Raw genomic sequence first — 24,134 nt, 5'->3', positions numbered from 1 at the left:
TCACACCTGGGCCGAGACCAGCTTCCGGCCGTCCACCGTGACGATGTCGATCGAGGCGACGTCGTCCGGGGCGACCAGCGCCGACCCGTCGAGGTTGAAGCCGGAGCTCTCCCACTTCTCGGACACCTGCCAGCTGCCGGCGGTCACGGCTTTGCCGTCCTTGGTCACCACCTGGAGCAGGCACTTCTCTCCGGCTTTGACGCCCTTCACGCTGACGTCCGTCTTGACCCAGCCCTGGAACGGGATGATCGACGCGGCCAGCTGCACGCCGGTCGTCGGATCCCGGCCTTCGACGGTCTTCGTGCCGGGCACGTTCGACGGCGGTGCCGCGATGCCCCCGTCGTTGCCCGGGGCCGTCTGGCGGCCGACCAGCACGCCGCCACCGAGGGCAGCGACCACCAGCACCGCCGCCGCGACCAGAGCCAGGCCCCGCCGGGACGACGACCGGCCCGAGCGGGCCGGTACCACGCGCTCTTCTTCGTCGCGCACCCGGCGCAGGGTCTTCTGCAGCAGCAGGTCCCCACCCTCGGGCGGCCCGTCGAGGAACGCCTCGGGCGGGACCTCGTCGAGCGAGTCGCGCAGGGCGACGAGCTCGTTCAGGTCGAACCGGCACTGCGCGCAGGTCTGCAGGTGCCGCCGCTCGAAGTCGGCCGCCTCCCCGGGATCGAGGGCGCCGAGGGCGTACGCGCCGAGCTGCGTGTGACTCTCGTCCACCGAGTTCATCGCGCCACCTCCGTTCCGCTCGAAATCATCGCTGCTCTGAGTGCTCGTAGTGCGTAATAAGACCTTGATTTCACGGTACCCGGTGCGACGCCCAGTGTTCTCGCCGCTTCGGCCACCGTCCGTCCCCGGTAGTAGATCTCCACCAGGACCTCTCGATGCTCGTTGGACAGCCCGTCCATCGCGCCGAGCACGGTCATCGAGTCGACCACGCCCTGGGCGTGATCGCGCTCGACGGCCGGGGTCGGCACGCCTTCGGCCGGTTCGGCCACCTCTTGTGGCCGGGCCGCCCGGGCCCGTGCCCGGTCGGTGACCAGGTTGCGCGCGACGGTCAGCAACCAGCCGCGCACCGAGCCTTTCCCGTCGTTCTGCAGGTCGTCCGCGTGTTTCCACGCTCGGACCAGCGTCTCCTGGACCACGTCCTCGGCTGCCGCACGATCCCCGGTCAGCCTCGTCGCGTAGGCCAGCAGGCTTCGCCCGTGTTCGGTGTACAGCTGCCGAATCAGGTCTTCGCCTTTGGCCTTCTTAGGCCGCCTGCCTCCTATGGCCACCCTCGTCCTCCCGACGGTGTTCTGAGTCGTCGAGGACAGTAGTGCAACCCTCAGCTCCACCGGCGGTGCGTGCGCCGAGCGCAGCGCGACCATGGTGTTCATCGGCTGCCCGTCCTTCCTCGTTCTGCCCAAAACCGTCGTCTGTCAGTTCCCGGCGCCGCCGGCCTTGCTCTTCGCGGTGATCTTGCTGCCGTCCGGCGCAATGGCGAACCACGCGCCGTTGGCGCCCTGGCCGTTCATGTCACCCGTGACCTTGTCGCCGGTGAACTCGTACAGCGGCCAGCCGTTGAGCGTGATCTGCTTGCTGCCGTCCTTGCGGGTCGCGGTGCCGACCTGGGTGTCCTGGATGCCCTTGAGCATCGGTGTGGCCACCCCGGCGAGCATCGGTGTCCACGAGGCCGTGCACTGGCCGTCGCAGTTGGACGTCGGCGGCTGGGAGAGGTCTTTGTCGAACCGGTAGAGCGTCTTGCCGTCGGCGTCGGTGACCACCGCGCCCACGCCGTTCACCGTGGCGACCTGGAGCATCTTGTGCCCCGGTTCCCCGTGTTGCGGTCCTTGGGCGCCGTCGGCCATGTCACCGCAGGCAGACAAGGAGGCGACGGCGAACAGCGCCACCGCGCTGACGACCACCGGCCGGATACGGTTCATGACGTTCTCTCCTCGGTGAGGGCGGCTCCACCATCCGGTGGACCTCGACACCCAGAACACGGCGGCAGGAGCGAAACGGTTCAGCCCGGTTTTCGCGCCATTCGGTGCCGGTCCGCCGGCGGATTGGTGTGCCCCGGTGATCGGCACGATCTTGTCGCCGTGCGGGCGCGCTTCCTAAGCTCGGGCACGTCCGCGCCGCCGACCCCATTGCCCTGGGAGGCCGCCGTGCCCGTCAAACCCCTCGTCCTGGTGGCGCTGCTGGCCGCGGGCTGTTCCGAGGCTTCTCCGCCCGCCTTCACCGCGACCCTGACTTCGCCCACCGCCGTGGTGCTGACGTGGCAGGACGACGGCGCCGGGCACCGCGTCGAGTACGCGAACGACCCGGCCGGGCCCTGGACGACGCTGCGGTTCCTGCCCGCGCACACGATGAGCTACCGCCACCCGGACCTGATCCCGGAGACGCCGTTCTACTACCGGGTGCAGCCGTTCACCGGCCCGGTCTCGACGGACCTGGTCGCGGTGACTTCGGACGGCACGGTGACGGTCACCTGGCCCGACCGCACACGCGACGAAGCCGGCTTCCTGCTGGAGATCCGCCGCCCGGGCGCGCCGGACTTCGACCCGGTCGAGGTGACCGACCCGGACGTGACGACCTGCCTGCTCTCGCTGCTGCCCGGCGAAGAGGGCTCGGCCTACCGCGTCCGGACCCTGCACTACGGCCCGCTCTCCCCGGTGGTCCACCAGACCACCGGCCAGGCTCCAAGTTCGTGAAGGCCACCTTGAGGAACTTGTAGTTCCTCAAGGTGGCCTTCACGAACTTGCTACTCGGCCGTGAGCACCGTCCGCAGGAACTCGCCCGTGTAGCTGTCCTCCACGCCGGCGACGTGCTCCGGCGTGCCCTCGGCGACGATCTGGCCGCCGCCCGAACCGCCCTCGGGGCCCATGTCGATGATCCAGTCGGAGGTCTTGATCACGTCGAGGTTGTGCTCGATCACGATCACCGAGTTGCCCTTGTCGACCAGGCCGTTGATCACGCCGATCAGCTTGTTGATGTCCTCGAAGTGCAGACCCGTGGTCGGCTCGTCGAGGATGTACACCGTCTTGCCGGTGGAGCGCTTCTGCAGCTCGCTGGCCAGCTTGACGCGCTGTGCCTCGCCACCGGAGAGCGTCGGCGCGGGCTGGCCGAGCCGGACGTAGCCGAGGCCGACGTCCACCAGCGTCTGCAGGTGGCGGTGGATGGCCTTGATCGGCTCGAAGAACTCCGCGGCCTCCTCGATGGGCATGTCGAGCACGTCCGAGACGGTCTTGCCCTTGTAGTGCACCTCGAGGGTCTCCCGGTTGTACCGGGCGCCCTTGCAGACCTCGCACGGGACGTAGACGTCCGGCAGGAAGTTCATCTCGATCTTGATCGTGCCGTCGCCGGCGCACGCCTCGCAGCGGCCGCCCTTGACGTTGAACGAGAACCGGCCCTGCTGGTAGCCGCGGACCTTGGCCTCGGTCGTCGCGGCGAACAGCTTGCGGACGTGATCCCAGACACCCGTGTAGGTGGCCGGGTTGGACCGCGGGGTCCGCCCGATCGGCGACTGGTCGACGCGCACCAGCTTGTCGACGTTGTTCAGGCCGTTGACCCGGGTGTGCCGACCCGGCACCTGGCGGGCGCCGTTGAGCTTGTTCGCCAGCACGGTCGCGAGGATGTCGTTGACCAGCGTCGACTTGCCCGAGCCGGAGACGCCGGTGACCGAGACCAGGCAGCCGAGCGGGAACGAGACGTCGAGCCCGCGCAGGTTGTGCTCGCGCGCGCCGACGACGGTCAGCTGCCGCTTCTTGTCGATCGGCCGCCGGATCGCCGGCACCTCGATCCTGCGCCGGCCGGACAGGTACTGCCCGGTCAGCGACTCCTTGCTCTTCAGCAGCTTCTTGTACGGTCCACTGTGGACGATGTGGCCGCCATGCTCGCCCGCGCCCGGGCCGATGTCGACCACCCAGTCGCTGGAGCGGATGGTGTCCTCGTCGTGTTCGACGACGATCAGCGTGTTGCCGAGGTTCCGCAGCCGGGTCAGCGTCTCGATCAGCCGGTGGTTGTCGCGCTGGTGCAGGCCGATCGACGGCTCGTCGAGCACGTACAGCACGCCCACCAGGCCCGACCCGATCTGCGTCGCGAGCCGGATGCGCTGCGCCTCGCCGCCCGACAGGGTCGCCGACGCGCGGTCGAGCGAGAGGTACGTCAGGCCGACGTCGAGCAGGAAGCGCAGGCGGGCCTGGATCTCCTTGAGCACCGCGCCGGCGATCATCGCCTCGCGCGGCCCCAGCTCCAGCTCGTCGAGGAACTGCGACGCCTCCGCGATGGACAGCGCGCAGACCTCGGCGATGGACATGTCGCCGCGGGTCTGGTGCTGCAGCGTGACGGCGAGGATCTCCGGCTTGAGCCGGGTGCCCTGGCAGGCCGGGCACGGCACCTCGCGCATGTAGCCCTCGTACCGCTCGCGCATGTACTCGGACTCGGTCTGCTCCTGGCGCCGCTCGAGGAACGGGATGACGCCCTCGAAGGCCGCGTAGTACGACCGCTGGCGGCCGTAGCGGTTCTTGTAGCGGACGTGGACCTGCTCGTCGACGCCGTGCAGCACCGCCTTCTGGGCGCGCGCCGGCAGCCGCCGCCACGGCGTGTCCATCCGGAAGCCGATGGTCTCCGACAGCGACTCCAGCAGCCGGATGAAGTAGTCCGCGCTCTGCCCGCCCGACCACGGCGCGATCGCGCCCTCGGCCAGCGACAGCTCGTCGTCCGGCACCACCAGCTCCGGGTCGACCTCCTTGCGGATGCCGATGCCGGTGCACACCGGGCAGGCGCCGTAGGGCGAGTTGAAGGAGAACGAGCGCGGCTCGAGGTCCTCGATGGCGAGGGGGTGGCCGTTGGGGCAGGCCAGGTTCTCGGAGAAGCCGCGGATCCGGTGCGGGTCGTTGTCCGGCAGGTCGACGAACTCGAGCTCGATCAGCCCGTCGGCCAGCCGCAGCGCCGTCTCGACCGAGTCGGTGAGCCGCTGCCGCGACGCCGACTTCACGCTCAGGCGGTCGATGACGACACCGATCTGGTGCTTTTCCTGCTTCTTCAGCTTCGGCGGGTCGGTGAGCGGGTACACCGTGCCGTCGACGACCACGCGCGCGTAGCCCTGCTGCTGGAGGTTCTCGAACAGGTCGACGTACTCGCCCTTGCGGCCGCGCACCACGGGGGCGAGCACCTGGAACCGGGTGCCCTCCTCCATGGCGAGCACCTGGTCGACGATCTGCTGCGGGGTCTGCTTGCTGATCGCCTCGCCGCAGGTGGGGCAGTGCGCCTTACCGGCGCGGGCGTAGAGCAGGCGCAGGTAGTCGTAGACCTCGGTGATCGTGCCCACGGTCGAGCGCGGGTTGCGCGAGGTCGACTTCTGGTCGATCGACACCGCGGGCGAGAGGCCCTCGATGAAGTCGACGTCCGGCTTGTCCATCTGCCCCAGGAACTGGCGGGCGTACGCCGAGAGCGACTCGACGTAGCGGCGCTGCCCTTCGGCGAAGATGGTGTCGAAGGCGAGGCTCGACTTCCCCGACCCGGACAGGCCGGTGAACACGATCAGGCTGTCGCGGGGCAGGTCGAGATCCACGCCGCGGAGGTTGTGCTCGCGGGCACCGCGAACAACGAGGCGATCAGCCACGCCAGGGTCCTCTCAGGTCATTCTCAGTCATTCTCAGCTGCGGTCGCCGACCCGCTCAGAAGGTGCACGGGTGGCCGCATCCATGCTACGAGCCACCACCGACAGAAACTGGCTCCGCGTCTTTGACCTGCGGTTCTTCGGGCTTCCGGCGGGTGAGCCACCGGTGGGCCGGGCGTTCGACCCCCGCGGTGACCGCCCAGCCGGCCAGTACGGCGGCGCCGACGACCACGGGGAGCCGCAGCCAGCCGGGGAGGCCGAAGTCGAGCAGCGCGCGGGCCAGGATGTAACCCAGTTCCTGGTGCACCAGATAAAGACCATACGAGATGCCCGCGAGCCAGGTGACGGCCGGGGCGATCCGGGCCAGCCCGGGGAACCGCCAGTCCGGGCCGCGGGCGGCCAGGCAGACCAGCAGGAGCAGGACGGCGAACCCGATCGTGGACGGCCAGCGCAGGGCGTCCTGCGGCAGCGCGACGTGGAACGGGAACACCTGCAGGTCCTGCGCGGCCACGGCGGCGGTGACGAAGAGCGCGATGTGCCACGTCTTCAGCCGGCGCTGCGCCCACAGCCAGATCGCGGCGCCGATGGCGAAGACGTGCAGCCGGTGCAGCCCCAGGCCGTAGAAGAACGTCTCGACGACCGGGCCCGCCGTCCCCGGCGGGAAGACGAGGAACCGGAGCGCGAGCGGGCCGAGGATCAGCGCCCAGAGCAGGCCGACGGTCAGCCGGTGGGTGCGCCACGACCGCGGCCACAGCAGGGCGGCGCCGGTGAAGGCCATCAGCTGCACCGGCAGCGTCCAGTAGGAGCCGTCGAGGTAGTAGAAGGCCTCCCAGCGGATGCCCCACTCCGGCACCATGGCGAGGTTGGCGACCAGGTCCAGCCACGTGGGGATGTACCACGGCGACGGGTTCGCCGGCGGCCCCGCCGGCACGCCGAAGAGAAAGCCGGTGACGCCGGGCGGGTGGGGCAGGCCGCTGAAGGAGATCGCGGCCCACCGCGTCACGACGTAGGTCACCAGGACGGCGACCAGGTACGCGGGTACCAGCCGCGCGACGCGGTTCCACAGCCACCGGCGGGGATTGCCCTTGCGGAGGCTGGCGCAAACGAAGAAGGCGGAGATCACCAGCAGGATCGCGGCGCCGAACTGCGCTGTCACCCGGAAGGGGTACCCCGTGAGTTCCGGGTGCAGCAGGGCACCCTGGTGGGTGACGTGCCCGAGGACGACCGCGACGACGGCGACGACCCGGAGGAGGTCCCAGCTGATCCGGCGCGGCGTCGGGGAGGTGGGCACAGTCGTCCTGAGGTCGGGGCCGGCGGGGTTCGCGGTGAGCCTACGTGTCGCGGCGGCCGCGCGCTTGTGCGGGTGGAACCGCTTGGAGCGAAACGACTACCGTGTGCCGGGTGAACATCGTGGACACTTACACGGGGCACGTCGACCCGGGCGGCGACGCCACCCGCCGCACCCTGGACGCGCTGACCATCACCAAGCTGTCCGTCGGCCCGATGGACAACAACGCGTACCTCCTGGTGTGCCGTCAGTCGAACGAGGCCCTCCTGATCGACGCGGCGAGCGACCCGGAGCGCATTTCCGACCTGATCGGCCACGGCCCGGACCGGCCGTCGTTGAAGACGGTGGTGACGACCCACCAGCACCAGGACCACTGGCAGGCCCTGGGCGCGGTGGCCGGGGCGAACGGAGCGAACACGGCGGCCCACCCGCTGGACGCTTCGCCGTTGCCGGTCCCCCCGGACTTCCTGGTCGAGCACGGGGACACGTTGTCGGTGGGCGAGGTCACCCTGTCGGTGATCCACCTGCGCGGACACACGCCGGGATCGATCGCGCTGCTGTACCGGGATCCGGCGGGGCACCCGCACCTGTTCACCGGGGATTCGCTGTTCCCGGGCGGGGTCGGGAAGACGGCGTCGCCGGCGGACTTCACGTCGCTGCTGGACGACGTCGAGACGCGGCTCTTCGGGGAACTGCCGGACGAGACCTGGTTCTACCCGGGGCACGGGGACGACTCGACGCTCGGAGAGCAGCGGCCGCACTTGACCGAGTGGCGCGAGCGCGGCTGGTAACAGGGACGCGTGAGGGGGCTCATTGGACTGGTGAGCCCCCTCAACGCAGTTCGGTACCCCGTGCTGGGACCTGAGTCCAAGTGATTTATCAGCGTGCGTCCACCCGACCACGAGTCAACCTTCCAGATGACCGTTGATCTTGCTGCTCACAGGCTGGCAAGAGCACGCCGACCAGGCTCGCCACCAACCTGCTCTACACGGGCCAGCAAACATTGCCGTTCGGAGACAAGATCCGAGCCGTGCCTTTGGACGCGCTCTGGAGCCTCGCACCGTAGTCTTCACGTCGCGACTGGTGACCGGATGTCACGACGGGAGGGGCGGTGGCGCTCAGCAAGCATGCCAAGCGGGTACTCCAGCAGCAGGCTTCGGCACTCCTGAGGGACAAGGTCCGCGACGCCGATCATCGCCGGATCCTCACGGCCTTGCTCGTCGAGACCGTGGGCAACTGGCGCCTCTTCGTCCGTACCGACCCTCGTGACGACCGCGCGGACGCCTTCTTCATCGGCCCCGAAGGCCTTTTCGCCGTCACTATCGCCGCCGGCCCACCCCAAGGAAACGGCCTGCACGCCCTCGTCCGGCACGCCGAGGAAAGCTGCGCCGGGATCCGGGACGGCAGCGGCCGGGAACTCACCGGCAGTGCCGTCCACTTCGTGCTGATCACCCCCGGCCCCCAGAGGGTCATCCGGGACGCCGGGCCCTTCCGGGTCATCGCCGAGACCGAGCTGGCGAAGCTGCTCAAGCCCGCCGCACCCCACCTCAACCGGCGCCAGATCGAAGCGATCAGCGAGCAAACCGGGAAGATCCTCGACGGCTACGTCCCGCTGCGCGTCCAAACACCCGGACACAGCACGGCGGCCGAAGGATTCCTCGACGCCGGAACACTCGTCGAAGCCGAGGTCGCCGCCGCCCAGTTGCGGCCGTTCGACTCGTGGCTGACCTTCCTGCACCCGCACCAGCGGGCGGTCGTCACGCGCGACTACCGCGGGCCGGCGCGGATCAGCGGGCCGGCCGGGACCGGCAAGACGGTCGTCGCGCTCCACCGGCTGCGGCACGTCGCCCGGCGGACGGCCGGTCCCGTGCTGTTCACCACGTTCGTGCGCACCCTGCCGCCCGTCCACGAGGCCGCTTTCCGGCGGCTGGCCCCGGAATTCGGCGACCGGGCCGAGTTCGTCCACCTCCACGCCTGGGTGCGCCGGTTCCTGACCGCGCGGGGACGGCCCGTCGAGGTCGACGCACGCGCGGTGCGGACCGCGTTCGGCCGCGCCTGGTCGCGGCACCGCGCCGTGCTGGAGCCGATCGAGCGGCACGACGAGTACTGGCGGACCGAGATCGACCGCGTCATCAAGGGACGCGGGTTCACCACGCTCGAGGAGTACCGCCGTCCCGCCGTGCGGCGGGGGCGCGAACTCCGGCTCGGCCACGAGCAGAAGGCCGCGGTGTGGCAGTTCTACGAGACGTACCAGGAGATGCTCGCCGAGCGCGGTCTGCGCGACTACAACGACGTGATCGACATCGCACTGACCGAGCTGCGCCGCCGGCCGCTGGAAATCCGGTACGCCGCGGTGGTCGTCGACGAGGTGCAGGACATCACCCTCAACGGGCTCCGGCTGATCAAGGAGCTGGCCGGCACCGGCCCGAACCAGCTCCTCCTGGTCGGTGACGGCCAGCAGCAGGTCTACCCGGGCGGCTGGCGGCTCTCCGACGCGGGCATCCCGGTCCTGGGCCGGGGCGAGGTGCTGCGGGTCAACTACCGCAACCGCACGGAGGTGCTGACCTTCGCCCAGCGGTTCGACGCGCGCAACGAAGTCGACGACCTCGACGGCGCGTCCGGGATCGCCCTGAAGAACGCGGAAGCGGGCAACACCGGCGGGACGGCGGTGTCCTGGCACGGCACCGAAGCGGAACTCGCGGCCGAACTGACCCGGCGGATCGCCGGGCTGACCGTTCCGCTCGGGCAGACCGCGCTGATCCTGTTCCAGCGTCAGGACGTCGTGCGGTGCCGGCGGATCCTGCGCGAGGCCGGCGTGCCCGTCCTGTCCCTCGACGACTACTCCGGCGCTCCCGACGACCACCTCAAGGTCGGCACCGTGCACCGCGCCAAGGGGCTCGATTTCCAAGCCGTGCTGGTCGTCGAGTTCCCGGCCCGGACGGGCGAAAGCGGGGCCGCCGCGGAAGAGGCGTCGGAGCTGCGCGACCGGCAACGCCTCGTCGCGGCGACGCGCGCCCGGGACTTCCTCTGGTGGGGTGTCGTCGACGAGGGCACGGACACGGACGGAGCAGCCGGGTAACGCTTGGGGCGTCAAAACCCGGCTTCGGACAACTTCCCGGACGAACCGGGCGTCCCCAGCAAACCCAGCGCTGGCACTTCCATCGGACCACTCCGCCAGGAGGCCCATCATGTCCAGAACCCAGTGGCGCGCGCTCGCCGCCGTCGCCCTGCTGATCGCCGGGAGCGGCGTTCTCGCCGCCGCGGGGCCCGCCCAGGCCGCCGCTCCCGTCATCCCCACCCTGACCAACATCCGGACCGGGCTCAACACCGGCTTCGACCGGGTCGTGCTCGACCTCGGGAGCGGTCCCGCGCCCGCCGTTTCCTACCAGCTCGTCGACGAGCTGACCGCCGACCCGAGCGGGGAAATCGTGTGGCTCACCGGGGAGTACTTCATCAACGTCTCCGCCACGCCCGCGGCCGCGCACGACCTCAACGGGAACCTGACCTACACCGGGCCGCAGAAGTTCCGGACGCGGAACCTGCACAACGTCATGGCCGTCGCGCTCACCGGGGACTTCGAGGCGCACCTGACCATCGGGCTCGGCGTGCGGTCGCGGACCACGGTGAACGTCTTCACGCTCACCGCGCCCAACCGCGTCGTCATCGACGTCGCCCACTGAGACGTCTCCCGCCGGCAGGCGGGCGGGGGAGTCACCCGCGCTCGTGCGGGATCTTCTCCCCCGCCTCGACCGCGAACGGCAGGTGGTTGCCGGCCGGCGGCAGCGGGCACGTCGCGAAGTCCGTGAACGCGCACGGCAGGTTCACCGCGCGGGTGAAGTCCAGGGTCACCGACCCGTCCGGTGAAGGCGCTCCGACCGGCAGCGAGCGGTTGGCCGCATACGTCGTCACGCCGCTCGTCTCGTCGGTGAACAGGATGCTGAAGCCGCCGTCCTTGCCGTTGAACGCGGTCAGCGTGTGCTCGACCCCATCGCGGGAGAAGTGGACGAGGCCTGGCGCCGTGTAGACGTGGCTCAGGCCTTCCACGACCGCACCCACGGTGGTCGGCCGCGCCTCGGCGAAGGGCTCGAACCGGCCGGGCAGCACCCAGGACGGCGACGGCTCGTACGCCGGGACGCCGCGGAACTCGCGCAGGACTTCGGCCTTCGGGTCGTGGACGCGGATCAGGTACCCCGACCGGCGGGCGACCTCGATCTCGACGTCGCCGGCCAGCACCCGCGTGCCGGCGCCGCTGTTGACCAGCTCGAACCGGCGGACGCCGGTGATCGGCTCCCCGTCGTGCGTCAGCGACGCGCCGGCCGGGTCGGCGTAGGCGGCATCGGCGTCCTGCCACCAGCGGCCCGGGATCCCGGGGTACTCCCGCGGGGAGTCGGTCAGCCAATCCAGTGAGACCAGGGCCAGCCAGCCGTGCGGCTCGGCCAGGTCGGTCTCGCGCCGGGCCTTCCAGTCCTGCCACTCCTGGGTGAACGTGCTCATCGCGGGCCCCTTTTCCGTCGGCTACGACTGTGCCAACCCGGTGCGCGCGCCGCTATTCCGCGTCCCAGCATCCGGACGGCGGTTCAGTCGAAGGACCACTGCAGCCCGTAGCTCAGGCCCTGGTGCAGGTCGTGGAACTCGAGGCAGACCTCACCCACCCGGTTGACGGTCAGCGCGTCGCCCGAGTCGACGCCGTCGTCGACCACCCGGCCCGGTACCCCGTTGAGGCGCCAGACCCGCGACGGCGGTGCCGCCCGGTCGAACCGGACCCGCACCGCGAACTCCTCGCACCGGCGCAACGGCGTCATGGCGTAGTACGGCCGCAGTTCCGTGCGCCTCGGCGTGAACCGGATGCCGTACTCGTGGCGCTGGCCGAGCCGCAGCGGGTTCGGCAGCCGCATGACGAACTGCGCGTGGCTCGCCGACACCTGGCGCGATTCGACGATCTCGCCGCCGAACAGCGCGTCCGCGGTGATGTCCGGTACCGGGTCGCTGCCCGCTTCGGCCGGCACGCTGAACGGCAGGACCAGCTCGTCGAGCTCGTCGACTTCGGCGACGATCCGGCGTTCCTCCTGCAGTTCCGGCGGCTCGCGGTCGAGCCGGAGCATCGCCTTCATCGACTCGACGTACCAGCCGGCCAGCGGGTGCAGGTCACTGCGGTGGGCGGGCGCGCCGAGCAGTTCGTCGAGCCGGCGGAACGCCAGGTCGATCCGGCGGCGGGCGGTGCGCGGATCGCGGTCGAGGACGCTGGCCAGCCACGAGATCCGCCGGTCGAGGAACTCCCCCGCGGCCTCTTCGTGCAGGCCGAGCGCCGCCAGCGCGGCCAGCTTCAGGTCCGGCGGCAGCCGCCCGCACAGCTCGGTCAGCCGCAGCACGAGCTTCTCGCGCGCGGAGGCGGGCTGGTCGGTTTCGGTGATCGCGCACGCCGCGCGCAGACAGGGACCGATCCGCTGGTGCAGGTCGGCGGCGTCGAGGCCGCGGCCGCGGCGCAGCTCGTTCAGCTCGCGCACGAACGGGGAGGTGTGCTCGTCCGTCGTCCCACCCCCCGCCGAAGATTTTCCCACGTTACCAGGTTTCCGTTCCGAGAAAGCAGGACAAAATGGGGACATCACCATTCTGGAATACCCGGCCGGCCGACCCCCCACGAGCCGGCCGGCCGGGTCTCACCGCGGGTCAGTTCACCCCGAAGATCAGGGCCCAGATCGAGTGGCTCTCCATCAGACACACCTCCTCATCGCTGTACCCAGGCCGAGGCGGAAAGCGGCGCGGAGCCGTGGAACGTCGGCGCGGACGGTTCCGCCGCGTTTCCGGCCGCCACCGCGAAACCCGCGACGGCGCCGACCACGAACGCGGCGAAGACCGATTTCACCAGGGTCAGAATCTTGCAGTAGACGTTCACGGCACGGGCTCCCCGACCTCGCTTGAATGAAATCCGGCCGGGTGGCATCACATTCTTTTCCGGCCGGGCTCCAGGATCACCCGGTCGGCGTGTCCGTCAGATGTCCGCTGTCACGGGCCTTGTGTGCCGTTTGGCTCAGAGTGGGCGAAGGCGCGCAGGACGCGGAGCTCGCGGATGAGGAAGCGGCGCCGGCCGGTCTCCACGATCCCGCGCTCCCGCAGCACGCGCAGCGCCCGCGCGACGGTCCGCCGGGCAGCGCCGATCTGCGCGGCGATGTCCTCCTGCGACAGCGCGTCGACGATCACTCCCTCCGGCACGGTCCGGCCGCGCTCCTCGGCCAGCCGGACCAGGACCACCGCGACGCGGCGGCTGACGTCGAAGGCGGCCGCGTCGACCCGGGCGGACTCGGCGCTGCGGAGCCGGGCCGCGACCGTCTTGATCGTCGCGATGGCGATCGCCGGCCGCGCGTGCAGGACGTCGACGAACTCCGCGCCGGTGAGCTGGAAGACGATGCACGGTTCGATCGCGCGCACCGACGCCGACCGCGGCCGGCCGGTGACCGCGGCGAGGTCGCCCAGCACCTCGCCGGGGCCGCGCAGCCCGAAGAGCACCTCGCGGCCGTCCTCGACGATGGTGGAGACGCGCACCCAGCCGGAGACCAGCACGTGGACGTGGTCGGAGGGGTCGCCCTCCATGAGCACGACGTCGTTCGCGCGGAACCGGCGGCGGGTGCCGCGGGCGAGCAGGTACTCGCGATCGGCGTCGGCGAGGTAGGCCAGAAGCGGCCCCTCCGCCGTGTCGTCGTGCCCGCTCATGGCTCCCCTCCGGAGGTTCACCGTAACCCGGCGTGGCGACCTTCGGCGAGGGGCGCGACCGGTAGGGTCGCCGCGTGGACGTGGAGATCTACACCGACGGTGCGTGCAGCGGGAACCCCGGACCGGGCGGCTGGGGCGCGGTGCTGCGCTACGGCAGGCACGAGCGCGAGCTGTACGGCGGCGAAGCCACCCCGACGACGAACAACCGCATGGAGCTGACGGCGCCGATCCGCGCCCTGGAGAGCCTGACCCGGCCGTCGCAGGTGCGCGTGTTCACGGACAGCACGTACGTGCGCAACGGCATCACGCAGTGGCTGCCCCGCTGGAAGAACAACGGCTGGCAGACGGCCGCGCGCGAACCGGTGAAGAACGCGGACCTGTGGCAGCGCCTGGACGCGGCGATCGGCGGGCACACGGTCGAGTGGCTGTGGGTCAAGGGGCACGCCGGACACCCGGAGAACGAGCGAGCCGACCGGCTTGCGGTGCGGGGTGCGCAGGAGGCCCGGGAGAGCGGGAAGCCGGTCAACGCGGGTTAGTCCGGAATGGACGGTCGTGGCAGAATTCCCCGATGCCTCCCGCGTCGTGCCCGTGCGGCCTCGCCGAGTCCTACGCCGCCTGTTGCGGCCGGTTCCACGACGGCGGGCTCACCGCTCCCACCGCCGAGCTGCTGATGCGGTCGCGGTTCAGCGCCTTCGCCGTCGGGGACACCGGTTACCTCCTGCGCACCTGGCATCCCGGTACCCGGCCCCGGCAGCTCAGGCTCGATCCCGGCCAGGAGTGGACGCGGCTGGAGATCCTCGGCCGCACCGGGGGCGGCCTGCTGCACCAGGAAGGCACCGTCGAGTTCCGGGCGCACTACCGCCACCGGGGCCGGGACGGCTTCCTCGAGGAGAACAGCCGCTTCCGGCGTGAGGACGGCCACTGGGTCTACCTCGACGCGGAAGCATAACCCCGCCCCGCGCACCGCCGGTGGTGTCCCGCTCAGCGAGGCACTTCCTCGACGACTCTGGAAGACGGTTCCCTGCCGCTCCTGCTGGCCCTGCGCGCCGCCGCGGCCTGGCAGGCCGCCCGGGTCTGACGAAACGCCCCTGTTCCCGGCGTGACCGGACCGCTACGATCGTCCGCAATTGTTAGGAAAGTTCCCTAACGATGGTCCGCTGTCCCCCGCCGCCGTGGGTGCCTAGGAGGCGCGCTAGTGAGCTATCGGCAGAGAAGAACCCGGACTCTCCTCGCGGCGGCGGTGCTGGCCGTCGCGGTGACCGGGGCGACCGTCCCGGCCGCGACCGGGCAGGAACCGGTCAAGGCCGTCGTCGCGGCCGCCGCCCCGGCGACCGCGGTCCCCGGCTTCCTGATCCAGACATCGGCGCAGGTCGGCGACGACTCCGCGGTCTCCAAGCCCGGCTACAACACCTCCGGCTGGTACCCGGTCGGCCCGCGCTCGACCGTCTACGCCGGCCTGCTGGCCAACGGCAAGTACGCCGACCCGTTCTACTCGACGAACATGAAGAACGTGCCGGCCGCGGACTTCCAGGTCCCGTGGTGGTACCGCACCGACCTCACCGTCGCCGACACCACCCAGCGCACGTACCTGGACTTCAGCGGCGTGCTCTCCAAGGCCGACGTCTGGGTCAACGGGACGCGCGTCGCCGACAAGACACAGGTCAACGGCGCCTACACCCGCCACGACCTCGACATCACCGCGCTGGTGAAGGCCGGCACGAACAGCGTCGCGTTCAAGGTCTACCCGAACGACCCGAACAAGGACCTGTCGATGGGCTGGATCGACTGGGCGCAGACCCCGCCGGACCAGAACATGGGCATCGTGCGGGACGTCCTCGTGCGCCGCAGCGGCCCGGTGGCGCTGCGCGGCGGCCACGTCGTCACGAAGCTGACGGGGCTGACCCACGCCGACCTGACGGTGAAGGCCGACGTCCGCAACGACTCGGCGGCCGCCGTGTCCACGACCGTCTCCGGCACGGTCGCCGGACGCACCATCAGCCAGACGGTGAGCCTGGCGGCCAAGGAGAAGAAGACCGTGACGTTCCCGGTCATCGGGATCGACAACCCGCAGGTCTGGTGGCCGGCCGGGATGGGCGGCCAGCCGCTGCACGACCTCGACCTGACCGCGAGCGTCGGCGGCACGGCGTCGGACTCCTCGCACTCCACCTTCGGCATCCGCCAGGTCACGGCGAACAAGAACTCGAGCGGCGGCCGGGCGTACACGATCAACGGGCGCCCGCTGCTGATCAAGGGCGGCGGCTACTCGCCGGACCTGTTCCTGCGCTGGAACGAGCAGTACGCCGCGGACAAGCTCGCCTACGTCAAGGACCTCGGGCTCAACACCGTGCGCCTGGAGGGCCACATCGAGCCGGACGAGTTCTTCGACCTCGCCGACAAGATGGGCGTGCTGACGCTGCCCGGTTGGGAGTGCTGCGACAAGTGGGAAGGCCAGGTCAACGGCGACGAGAAGGGTGACCCCTGGACCGCCGCGGACTACCCGGTCGCGAAGGCGTCGATGACCGCGGAGGCCGAGCGCCTGCGCGACCACCCGAGCGTCATCTCGTTCCTCATCGGCAGCGACTTCGCGCCCGACGCGACGATCGAGAAGAACTATCTCGACGCGCTGAGCGCCGCGGACTGGCCCACCCCGGTGGTCCCGGCCGCGTCGGCGAAGTCGTCGCCCCAGCTCGGGTCGTCCGGGATGAAGATGAACGGGCCGTACGACTACGTACCGCCGAACTACTGGTACGACAAGGCGCACACCGACCTCGGCGGCGCCTGGAGCTTCAACTCCGAGACCAGCGCCGGGCCGGACATCCCGACGATGGACACGCTCAAGCGGATGATGTCGGCGAGCGAGCTCGACACGATGTGGAAGAGCCCGCAGACCGCGCAGTACCACCGGTCGTCGTCCTCGACGTTCGCCAACCTGAAGCTCTTCGGCAACGCGCTGACCGGCCGCTACGGCAAGCCGGCGAGCCTCGACGACTTCGTCCGGAAGGCGCAGCTGGCGCAGTACGAGAACGTCCGCGCCGAGTTCGAGTCGCACTCGCGGAACTTCAGCGACGGTTCGAACCCGGCCACCGGGATCATCTACTGGATGCTCAACAGCGGCTGGACGTCACTGCACTGGCAGCTGTTCGACGCCTACCTCGACCAGAACGGCTCCTACTTCGGGGCCAAGAAGGCGAACGAGCCGCTGCACATCCAGTACTCGTACGACACCAAGTCGGTCGTGGTGGTCAACCACGACCACGACGCGGCGTCGGGCCTCACCGCCCGGGTGCAGCTGTTCAACCTGGACGGCACCGCGAAGTTCGACCAGACGAAGGCCGTTTCGGTGGGCGGTGACGGCGCGAAGACCACCGCGCTGACCATCGGCTCGGTGAGCGGGCTGTCGACGACGTACCTGGCGAAGCTGGTCCTGACCGATTCGTCGGGCAAGGAGGTCAGCCGGAACGTGTACTGGCTGTCCACCAAGGCCGACACCCTCGACTGGGGCAACAGCGACTGGTACTACACGCCGACGACGTCGTACGCGGACCTTTCCGGGCTGAACGGCCTCGCGCAGGTCTCCCTCGGGTCGACGGCCACCTCGACCGCCAACGCCGACGGCACCACGACGACCAAGGTGACGCTGAAGAACGGCACCACCGGCAAGGTGCCGGCGTTCTTCGTCGACGCGCACGTGGTCGGCGCGGCGGGCGCGCCGGTGCTGCCGGTGCGGTGGACCGACAACCAGGTCAGCCTGTGGCCGGGCGAGTCGGCGACGCTGACGGCGACGTACCGGACCGCGGACCTCAAGGGCGCCAAGCCGTCCGTGCGGGTCGCGGGCTGGAACACCGGGACGAAGACGATCCCGGCGGACGGCTCGGTCGACCCGGGCACCCCGGGCGACTACCAGGCCGAGGACGCGACGATCACGAACGGCGTCGTGGAGTCGAACCACCTCGGCTACACCGGAAGCGGGTTCGTCAACTACGACAACGCGACCGGCAGCGCGGTGGAGTTCTCCGTGCCCGCCGCCACGGCCGGCCCGGCAAACGTCGTCCTGCGGTTCGCCAACGGCACCACGACGAACCGCCCGATGGACATCACGGTCAACGGCACGAAGGTGGCGTCCGGGTTGGCCTTCGGCGGCACGGGCAACTGGGACACGTGGCAGACGGTCACCGTGCCCGTCACCCTGGCCGCCGGAACGAACAAGATCAAGGCGACCGCGACGACCGCCAACGGCGGCCCCAACCTCGACAAGATCACCTTCTAGCGCAAGTTCGTGAAGGCCACCTTGAGGAAGTTAAAGTTCCTCAAGGTGGCCTTCACGAACTTCAGAGCGAGGCCGGTCGCGACGAAGCGGACCCAGGTGTCGAACATCTCCGTCGCCATCGCCTGCATCCGCTCGGCCGGGAACGGGCGCCCGGCGACGAGGAACCGCCAGTTGCGGTTGCGGATGTCGTCGAACATCAGCGGGAGGTCGAGCCCGTGCGGCGCGCCCAGGCCCCGGCCGCGCGGGGCGATCCGCCAGTCCAGGCGGTACATCCAGGCGACCGGCTGTGCCTCGGCGAACCGGATCGCCGGGATCCACCAGTCCCCCGCCGTCAGCGCGCGGTTGCGGACCTGCTCCGCCGGCCAACCGAGTATGTCGTTATACGCCGCGACGGCCTTTTCCACCGCGGCCGCGTCCAGCATCGTCGAGCCGGCGCCCAGCAGCTTCGCGCCGCCCGACTGCAGCCAGCTGAACAGGTCCTCCTCGTCGGCCGTCGTGCCGATGAGCAGCGGGACATCGCGGACGCCGTCCAGCGGCCGGTGCGGGAGCAGCTCGTCGCCGACGACCACGCGGTAGGTCACCTTGGTGCCCGATGCCGCCGAAACCCGTTGCTGCGCCTCGAGAATCCGGGTGACCGGCAGCGTCGCCAGATCCTCCGGCGAAACGTCCAGCTCCGCGAGGACCGCTTCGGCCAAGGCCGTGCCTTCGGCCGGGGTGTGCACGACCGAGCCGACGCCGGTGCCGCTCTGCACGATCGCCCGGTGGACCAGTCCGCGGGTGGCGGGCACGGCCAGCAGCGTCCCGACCGTCCGGCCGCCGTTCGACTGCCCGGCCAGCGTCACGCGGCCCGGGTCGTCGCTGAAGGACCCGATGTTGTCCCGCACCCACTCGAGCGCGGCGACCTGGTCGCGCAGGGACAGGTTCGAATCGGCGATGCTGGGCAGGTGCAGCATCCCGAGCACGCCGAGCCGGTAGGCGATGGTCACGACGACCACTCCGGCGCGGGCATACGCGGACGCATCGAACTGGTGCGGCGCGCCCATCACGCCGCCGCCTCCGTGGATCCACACGAGCACGGGGTACGAGCCGGGTGCCGCGGGCGAGTAGACGTTCAGGTAGAGGCAGTCCTCGTCGCCGGTGAAGCCGCGCCCGGTCAGTTCGGGCTGGGGCGCGCGGGGCGCCCACCCGGTGGCGTCCCGGACGCCCGGCCACGGCGCCACCGGACGCGGCGCGCGGAACCGCAGCTCCCCGACCGGCGGCTCGGCGTACGGCACGCGAGAAACGTCCTCACTTCGTCCCGATCGGACCCGCGCAGCACGCCGGCCGCGATCTCCACCATCGTCACGCCGTCAGCCTGAGGACTTGCCCTGGAGCACACTCCAGCGTGTTGACTACGAGCCATGAGCGCAGCCGAAAACAAGCAGCTCCTGAAGACGGCGTTCGACGCCTGGGCGACCGGCGACATCCGGCCGCTCATCGCCGCCATGGCCGACGACGTCACGTGGACGGTCGGCGGGCACAACAGCTGGTCCGGCACCTTCCGCGGCAAGGACTCGGTCCGCCGCGACCTGCTCGGGCCGCTGGGCGCACAGTTCGACGGCACCTACACCAGCACCGCGAGCCGGTTCGTCGCCGAGGACGACGTCGTCGTGGTCGAGACGCGGGGCAGCGTCGCCACGAAGGGCGGGGGACGCTACGACAACAAGTACTGCTTCGTGTTCCGCGTCGAGGACGGCCGGATCCGCGAGATCACCGAGTACCTGGACACCCAGCTGGTCGCGGAAGTGCTTCCGGAGCTGGCCCGGTGACGCCCGCCACCGCGCCCGGGTGATGATTACCCCGTGCACATAGCGGCAGAGATAGTGGCGCTGGTCGTGGCCGTCCTCGTCGTCAGCGCGGTGGCGCGGCGGCTGGACTGGTCCGCTCCGCTGTGCCTGATCGTCGTCGGCGTCGCCGCGTCCTACGTGCCCGGCGTGCCCGAGGTCCACCTCGACCCCGAGGTCGTGCTGGTCGGCCTGCTCCCCCCGCTGCTGTACTCGGCGGCCATCCAGACGTCGCTGGTCGACTTCCGGAAGAACCGCGGGGCGATCGGGCTGATGTCGGTGGGGCTCGTGGTGTTCACCGCGCTCGGCGTCGGCGTGGTCGCCTGGGCGGTGATCCCCGGGCTCCCGCTGGCCGGTGGCATCGCGCTCGGCGCGGTCGTGGCGCCGCCGGACGCGGTCGCCGCCAGCGTCGTCGCCCGGCGGGTCGGGATGCCGCGCAAGCTGATCCGGCTCCTGGAAGGCGAGAGCCTCTTCAACGACGCCGCCGCGCTGGTCGCCCTCCGCACGGCCATCGCCGCGCTGGCCGGGTCGGTCAGCCTCTGGCAGGTCGGCGCCGACTTCTTCCGCGCGGCCATCGGCGGGGCCGTGGTCGGGCTCGTCGTCGGGTTCGCGGCGGCGTTCATCCGCGCCCGGATGGACGAGCCGGTGCTCGACACCGCGCTGTCGTTCGCCGTGCCGTTCATCGCCTACATCCCGGCCGAGGCGATCCACGGCTCCGGCGTGCTCGCGGTCGTCATCGCCGGGCTCATCCTCGGGCACAAGGCACCGCAGATCCTGTCCGGCTCCACCCGGCTGGCGTCCCGGCTGAACTGGCAGACCATCCAGTTCCTGCTGGAGAACATGGTCTTCCTGCTGATCGGCCTGCAGCTGCGGCGGATCCTCGCCGAGGTCGGCGACAGCGGGCTGTCGCTGGTCACGCTCACCTGGATCTGCGTCGCCGTGCTCGCCGCGACCATCCTCACCCGCGTGCTGTGGATGGCCGGGATCGGCGCGGTGAAGCGCGTGAAGCGGCGCCTGCTGCCGAAGAAGGCGCAGCCGAAGGTCTGGCCGTGGCGCTACTCGGCCGTCATCTCGTGGGCGGGCATGCGCGGGGTGGTGACGCTCGCGGCCGCGTTCGTGCTGCCCGCGGACACCCCGCAGCGGGCCGTGCTGGTGCTCGCGGCGTTCGTCGTCGTGGCCGGCACGCTGGCCGTGCAGGGCATGACGCTGCCGCCGCTGATCCGGCGGCTGCGCCTGCCGCGGCCGGACCCCGCGGAGGACGCGCTGCAGGAGGCGGCCGTCCTGCACGACATGACCCGGGCGGCGCTGGCCAAGCTGGAGGAGATCCGGAAGCCCGACGACCCGCCGGAGATCATCCAGCGCCTGCGCGACCGGCTGCAGCACCGCGCCGACTCGGCGTGGGAGCAGCTCGGCCGGCAGAGCGCGCTGGCCGAGACGCCGAGCGACGCCTACCGGCGGCTGCGGCTGGAGCTCCTGGAAGTGGAGCGCGACCAGTTCCTCAAGGCCCGCGCCAGCGGCAGCGCCGACGACGACGTCCTGCGCAAGGTCCTGGAGCGGCTCGACATCGAGGAGTCCATGCTCGACCGCGACGAGGCCGAGCCCGACACCGAGGGCCGCGAGCTGCGCACCCCGGCCGCGACGGCCGGTTCGTGCAAGCACCTGGCCCACGAGTGGGTGGACAAGGAGCCCAGCTCGGCCGACAGCTGCGCCGCCTGCGTCGCCGAGGGCACCACCTGGGTGCACCTGCGGATGTGCCTGAAGTGCGGCAACGTCGCCTGCTGCGACTCCTCGCCGCGCCGCCACGCGACCCAGCACTTCCACGAATCCCGCCATCCGGTCATGCGCAGCTACGAGCCGGGCGAGACGTGGCGATGGTGTTTCGTGGACAAGCAACTCGGCTAATGTCGGGGTCATGAGCACGCCGGAGCAGGAGATCGAGTACCGCCAGCACCGCTTCAGCCCGCCCCCGGGCTCGACGGAGATCTTCCTGGTCCGGCACGGCGAATCCGCTCCGGCCCGCGGCGACGCCCCCTTCGACCTCGTCGACGGCCAGGCCGACCCGGACCTCGCCCCGGAGGGCCGCGACCACGCCGAGCGCATCGGCGTCCGGCTCGCCGGGGAGCGGATCGACGCGATCTACGTGACGACGCTGCGCCGCACGGTGCAGACCGCGGCGCCGCTGGCGGAGAAGCTGGGACTGACCCCGGTCGTCGAGCCGGACCTGCGCGAGATCCACCTCGGCGACTGGGAGAACGGCCTGTTCCGGAAGTACACCGCCGACGGCCACCCGATCGTCGACCGGCTGTGGACCGAGCAGCGCTGGGACGTGATCCCGGGCGCGGAGTCCGACGAGCGGTTCGGGGCCCGGCTGCGCGGCGCGCTGACCCGCATCGCGGCCGCGCACCCGGATCAGCGCGTCGCGGTGTTCACCCACGGCGGCGTGATCGGCGAGGTGTTCGCCCAGGCCGGCCGTGCGGTCGAGCGGTTCGCGTTCCTCGGCGCCGACAACGGCTCGATTTCGCACCTCGTGCTGCACGGCGACCACTGGATCGTGCGGCGCTTCAACGACACCGCCCACCTGGCTACCCCGCTCGGCTGAGCTTCCCGGCCGCGACCGCCTGCACGGTCACCAGGATCGAGACGGCCTGCGCGGCCAGCAGGCCGATCAGCACGAGCACCTGCGTCAGCCCGGCCTGGATCGGGCCCGCGCCGCCGAGCAGGACGCCGACGTAGGCGCCCGGGAGCGTCACCAGGCCGACCGTGCGGGTCTGGTCGAGCGCCGGGATGAGCGCCTCCCCGGCCGATGGGCGGCAGATCTCCAGCGCGGCCGGACGCGGCAGGAAGCCCAGCGCCAGCGCGGCTTCGTACTCGCCGTGCCGGGATTCGAGTTCGTCGAGGGCGCGGCGGGCGGCCTGCGACGTCGCGGTCATCGCGCCGCCGATCAGGATGCCGGCGATCGGCACGACGGCGATCGGCTTCAGCGGGACGACGCCGGCGCCGAGGACCAGGGCGAGCACGGGCGCGAACCCGGCCGCGATGGCCGCCGCCGTCCACGGAAGGTTCTTGCCGGTGCCGACCCGGCGCGCCGACGTCACCGCGGCGATCCCGAACATCAGCAGCACGAAGAGGCCGGTCAGCGGCGCCGAGCGCAGGACGGCGGTGATGACGAGCGACACGACGGCGAGCTGGGCGACCGCGCGGGCGGCGGCGATCAGCACCGCGCGTCCCTGGCCGAGACCGCCGGCCCGGACGACGGCCGCACCGGCGACGGCGAGCAGGACGAGGACCGCCACCAGGGCGGGCCCGAAGGTGATCGCGGCGTTCACGCCGCCGATCCTGCCGCTCAGACGGCGCAGCTGAAGAGGCGCCCCGGCTCGATCTCGGCCTTCTCCACGACGACGACGCCGTCCACGACGATCCGGCACCGCAGGGCACCGGGCCCGGGGTTGCGGGCGGCGAGGCTGTAGAACTCGGTGCGGCCGGCCGGGCCGACCCGGGTGAACCGCGTGGACCACGGCGTCGCGACCTCGGCGTGCTGGGTCAGCGCCGAGCCCGCGGCGGCGAAGGTGACGTTGCGGGCGCCGTGCGCGCCGAGCAGTTCGTACACGACGCTGTGGGCGACGGTGCGGACCGCGGCCGGGGCGACGGGCGCACTGGTGGGCTCTTCGCCGCCGGGCCCGCGCCCGGACCGGGGCACGACGTAGGCGGTCACCGCAAAGGCCGCGGCGAGCACCCCGAGGACGACGACGAAACTGCCGGCCGACCGAGCCCGCCCCGCGCAGTCGCGCTGGAGCCGGGTCGCGGTGGGAACGCCCATGGAGAGGTCTTCTCTCGTCGCGCGCACTTCCATCGAGTGCGTCGACCTATATCTCGCCGTGACCTGACGGGGTGTTAGCCGGTCTTCGCGGGAAGTTCGATGTTCACCCGGACGGGGGTCTCCCGGGACGCCGGTTTTTTTCGGACCCGTGGCACCCGGTGCGTTGCGGGGCGTGGCGAGGTGCGTGTGGCGGCCGGCTTCGGAGGGACCGACGCGGATCGTCCCGGACGGTTGCGTGGACCTGGTGGTGGGCGGCGGTGCGGTGTTCGTGGCCGGACCGGACACGGCGGCGTGGTCTTCGGTGACGGCGCCGGGAGTGGCGCTGACCGGGGTCCGGTTCGTGCCGGGCCGCTGGGTGCGGGGGCGGACGAGGTGCAGGATCGGCCTTCTTGTCCCGCGTTCAAGGGAATCTGACGCACCCGCCACACCGAACGCCGGTGTCGCGCGCCGCAGATTCGTTGACCCTCACCGACCCAAGCGCCCCAAGGCGGCCTTCGGTGCGTCAGACGCACCGAAGGCCGCTTGGGTTCATGGGGTGGTTGCAACACCGATGGTTGGAGGGTGTTGTGGCTGGTCGGGTAGGTCGGGTGCCGTTGTTGCGGGATGTGCGGGTGCGGTTTTGGGAGCAGGTG

The 24,134-nt window shown here is 71.0% G+C and carries 23 protein-coding genes; 11 read left to right on the top strand and 12 right to left on the bottom strand.

The genetic code is table 11. The features are described 5' to 3' along the window. From ACLJQF_RS45915 to ACLJQF_RS45905, 3 genes are all read right to left on the bottom strand, one after another. Complete coding sequence (locus ACLJQF_RS45915; protein WP_410616736.1) at positions 1-723, bottom strand: anti-sigma factor family protein; 723 nt, start codon at positions 721-723, stop codon at positions 1-3. Then, positions 720-1,271, bottom strand: coding sequence for a sigma-70 family RNA polymerase sigma factor (locus tag ACLJQF_RS45910; protein ID WP_247025062.1), 552 nt, complete (start codon positions 1,269-1,271; stop codon positions 720-722). The genes ACLJQF_RS45915 and ACLJQF_RS45910 overlap by 4 nt, the downstream gene beginning before the upstream one ends. Before the next feature lie 144 nt (positions 1,272-1,415). After that, complete coding sequence (locus ACLJQF_RS45905) at positions 1,416-1,919, bottom strand: hypothetical protein (RefSeq protein ID WP_410616735.1); 504 nt, start codon at positions 1,917-1,919, stop codon at positions 1,416-1,418. A 225-nt stretch (positions 1,920-2,144) separates the two neighbouring features. Here ACLJQF_RS45905 and ACLJQF_RS45900 point away from each other — a divergent pair, with 225 nt between their 5' ends. Further along, positions 2,145-2,690 carry a fibronectin type III domain-containing protein gene (locus ACLJQF_RS45900; RefSeq protein WP_410616734.1) on the top strand — a complete coding sequence of 182 codons (546 nt, stop codon included), beginning with the start codon at positions 2,145-2,147 and terminating at the stop codon, positions 2,688-2,690. A 50-nt stretch (positions 2,691-2,740) separates the two neighbouring features. On the opposite strand, the gene uvrA is transcribed toward ACLJQF_RS45900, so the two are convergent. Together uvrA and ACLJQF_RS45890 are read right to left on the bottom strand one after the other, a co-directional pair. Then, positions 2,741-5,602: an excinuclease ABC subunit UvrA gene (gene uvrA, locus ACLJQF_RS45895; protein WP_410616732.1), complete on the bottom strand. Its 2,862-nt coding sequence runs from the start codon at positions 5,600-5,602 to the stop codon at positions 2,741-2,743. Positions 5,603-5,687: 85 nt separating this feature from the next. Beyond that, a complete protein-coding gene (locus ACLJQF_RS45890) occupies positions 5,688-6,890 on the bottom strand; it encodes an acyltransferase family protein (protein WP_410616730.1) in 1,203 nt (400 codons plus the stop codon). A gap of 110 nt (positions 6,891-7,000) precedes the next feature. Between ACLJQF_RS45890 and ACLJQF_RS45885 the strand changes: the two genes are divergently transcribed. The 3 genes from ACLJQF_RS45885 (at position 7,001) to ACLJQF_RS45875 (ending at position 10,567) form a co-directional block, all read left to right on the top strand. After that, complete coding sequence (locus ACLJQF_RS45885; protein ID WP_410616729.1) at positions 7,001-7,678, top strand: MBL fold metallo-hydrolase; 678 nt, start codon at positions 7,001-7,003, stop codon at positions 7,676-7,678. Positions 7,679-7,998: 320 nt separating this feature from the next. Continuing rightward, on the top strand, positions 7,999-9,966 hold the full coding sequence (locus tag ACLJQF_RS45880; RefSeq protein WP_410616727.1) for a UvrD-helicase domain-containing protein: 1,968 nt from the start codon (positions 7,999-8,001) through the stop codon (positions 9,964-9,966). A 109-nt stretch (positions 9,967-10,075) separates the two neighbouring features. Beyond that, a complete protein-coding gene (locus ACLJQF_RS45875) occupies positions 10,076-10,567 on the top strand; it encodes a hypothetical protein (RefSeq protein ID WP_410616726.1) in 492 nt (163 codons plus the stop codon). A gap of 31 nt (positions 10,568-10,598) precedes the next feature. Here ACLJQF_RS45875 and ACLJQF_RS45870 read toward each other — a convergent pair whose 3' ends face one another. The 4 genes from ACLJQF_RS45870 to ACLJQF_RS45855 form a co-directional block, all read right to left on the bottom strand. Further along, on the bottom strand, positions 10,599-11,381 hold the full coding sequence (locus tag ACLJQF_RS45870; RefSeq protein WP_410616724.1) for a DUF1684 domain-containing protein: 783 nt from the start codon (positions 11,379-11,381) through the stop codon (positions 10,599-10,601). Between the two features lie 83 nt (positions 11,382-11,464). Next, complete coding sequence (locus ACLJQF_RS45865) at positions 11,465-12,445, bottom strand: hypothetical protein (RefSeq protein ID WP_410616723.1); 981 nt, start codon at positions 12,443-12,445, stop codon at positions 11,465-11,467. Between the two features lie 167 nt (positions 12,446-12,612). Continuing rightward, complete coding sequence (locus tag ACLJQF_RS45860) at positions 12,613-12,780, bottom strand: hypothetical protein (protein ID WP_410616721.1); 168 nt, start codon at positions 12,778-12,780, stop codon at positions 12,613-12,615. A gap of 110 nt (positions 12,781-12,890) precedes the next feature. Then, entirely contained in the window at positions 12,891-13,595 is a 705-nt protein-coding gene (locus ACLJQF_RS45855) for a Crp/Fnr family transcriptional regulator (RefSeq protein ID WP_410616720.1), read from the bottom strand. Between the two features lie 74 nt (positions 13,596-13,669). Here ACLJQF_RS45855 and rnhA point away from each other — a divergent pair, with 74 nt between their 5' ends. The 3 genes from rnhA to ACLJQF_RS45840 all read left to right on the top strand — a co-directional run bounded on the left by rnhA (position 13,670) and on the right by ACLJQF_RS45840 (position 17,862). After that, entirely contained in the window at positions 13,670-14,131 is a 462-nt protein-coding gene (gene rnhA, locus ACLJQF_RS45850; RefSeq protein WP_410616718.1) for a ribonuclease HI, read from the top strand. A 32-nt stretch (positions 14,132-14,163) separates the two neighbouring features. Continuing rightward, positions 14,164-14,544, top strand: a complete 381-nt coding sequence (locus tag ACLJQF_RS45845; protein WP_410616716.1) for a YchJ family protein — start codon at positions 14,164-14,166, stop codon at positions 14,542-14,544. A gap of 246 nt (positions 14,545-14,790) precedes the next feature. Further along, positions 14,791-17,862 carry a glycosyl hydrolase 2 galactose-binding domain-containing protein gene (locus ACLJQF_RS45840; RefSeq protein WP_410616715.1) on the top strand — a complete coding sequence of 1,024 codons (3,072 nt, stop codon included), beginning with the start codon at positions 14,791-14,793 and terminating at the stop codon, positions 17,860-17,862. Here ACLJQF_RS45840 and ACLJQF_RS45835 read toward each other — a convergent pair. Continuing rightward, positions 17,859-19,136 carry a carboxylesterase/lipase family protein gene (locus ACLJQF_RS45835; RefSeq protein WP_410616713.1) on the bottom strand — a complete coding sequence of 426 codons (1,278 nt, stop codon included), beginning with the start codon at positions 19,134-19,136 and terminating at the stop codon, positions 17,859-17,861. The genes ACLJQF_RS45840 and ACLJQF_RS45835 overlap by 4 nt on opposite strands. A gap of 126 nt (positions 19,137-19,262) precedes the next feature. On the opposite strand from ACLJQF_RS45835, the gene ACLJQF_RS45830 reads away from it, so the two are divergent. Genes ACLJQF_RS45830 through ACLJQF_RS45820 form a run of 3 tightly spaced genes read left to right on the top strand, consistent with a single transcriptional unit; the run spans position 19,263 to position 22,284 of the window. Further along, on the top strand, positions 19,263-19,670 hold the full coding sequence (locus tag ACLJQF_RS45830; protein ID WP_410616712.1) for a nuclear transport factor 2 family protein: 408 nt from the start codon (positions 19,263-19,265) through the stop codon (positions 19,668-19,670). Between the two features lie 33 nt (positions 19,671-19,703). Next, a complete protein-coding gene (locus tag ACLJQF_RS45825) occupies positions 19,704-21,587 on the top strand; it encodes a Na+/H+ antiporter (protein WP_410616710.1) in 1,884 nt (627 codons plus the stop codon). 10 nt (positions 21,588-21,597) lie between these two features. Further along, positions 21,598-22,284 carry a histidine phosphatase family protein gene (locus ACLJQF_RS45820; RefSeq protein WP_410616709.1) on the top strand — a complete coding sequence of 229 codons (687 nt, stop codon included), beginning with the start codon at positions 21,598-21,600 and terminating at the stop codon, positions 22,282-22,284. Here the strand turns inward: ACLJQF_RS45820 and ACLJQF_RS45815 are convergent. Then, positions 22,268-23,011: an ABC transporter permease gene (locus ACLJQF_RS45815; protein ID WP_410616708.1), complete on the bottom strand. Its 744-nt coding sequence runs from the start codon at positions 23,009-23,011 to the stop codon at positions 22,268-22,270. The two genes, ACLJQF_RS45820 and ACLJQF_RS45815, sit on opposite strands and share 17 nt — an antisense overlap. Positions 23,012-23,028: 17 nt before the next feature. Then, the gene (locus ACLJQF_RS45810) at positions 23,029-23,502 is read right to left on the bottom strand and encodes an MmpS family transport accessory protein (RefSeq protein WP_410616706.1); all 474 of its coding nucleotides are present in this window, start codon (positions 23,500-23,502) and stop codon (positions 23,029-23,031) included. Positions 23,503-23,650: 148 nt separating this feature from the next. On the opposite strand from ACLJQF_RS45810, the gene ACLJQF_RS45805 reads away from it, so the two are divergent. Next, positions 23,651-24,134: DUF6597 domain-containing transcriptional factor (locus tag ACLJQF_RS45805; protein ID WP_410616705.1), on the top strand; the 484-nt coding region annotated here is incomplete at its 3' end.

It is taken from the genome of Amycolatopsis sp. lyj-109 (assembly GCF_046548995.1).
In the GTDB taxonomy this organism is placed as follows: Bacteria; Actinomycetota; Actinomycetes; order Mycobacteriales; family Pseudonocardiaceae; genus Amycolatopsis.
The sequence above is the reverse complement of the archived record's forward strand: the minus strand, read 5'-3'. Positions and strand labels throughout refer to the sequence as shown.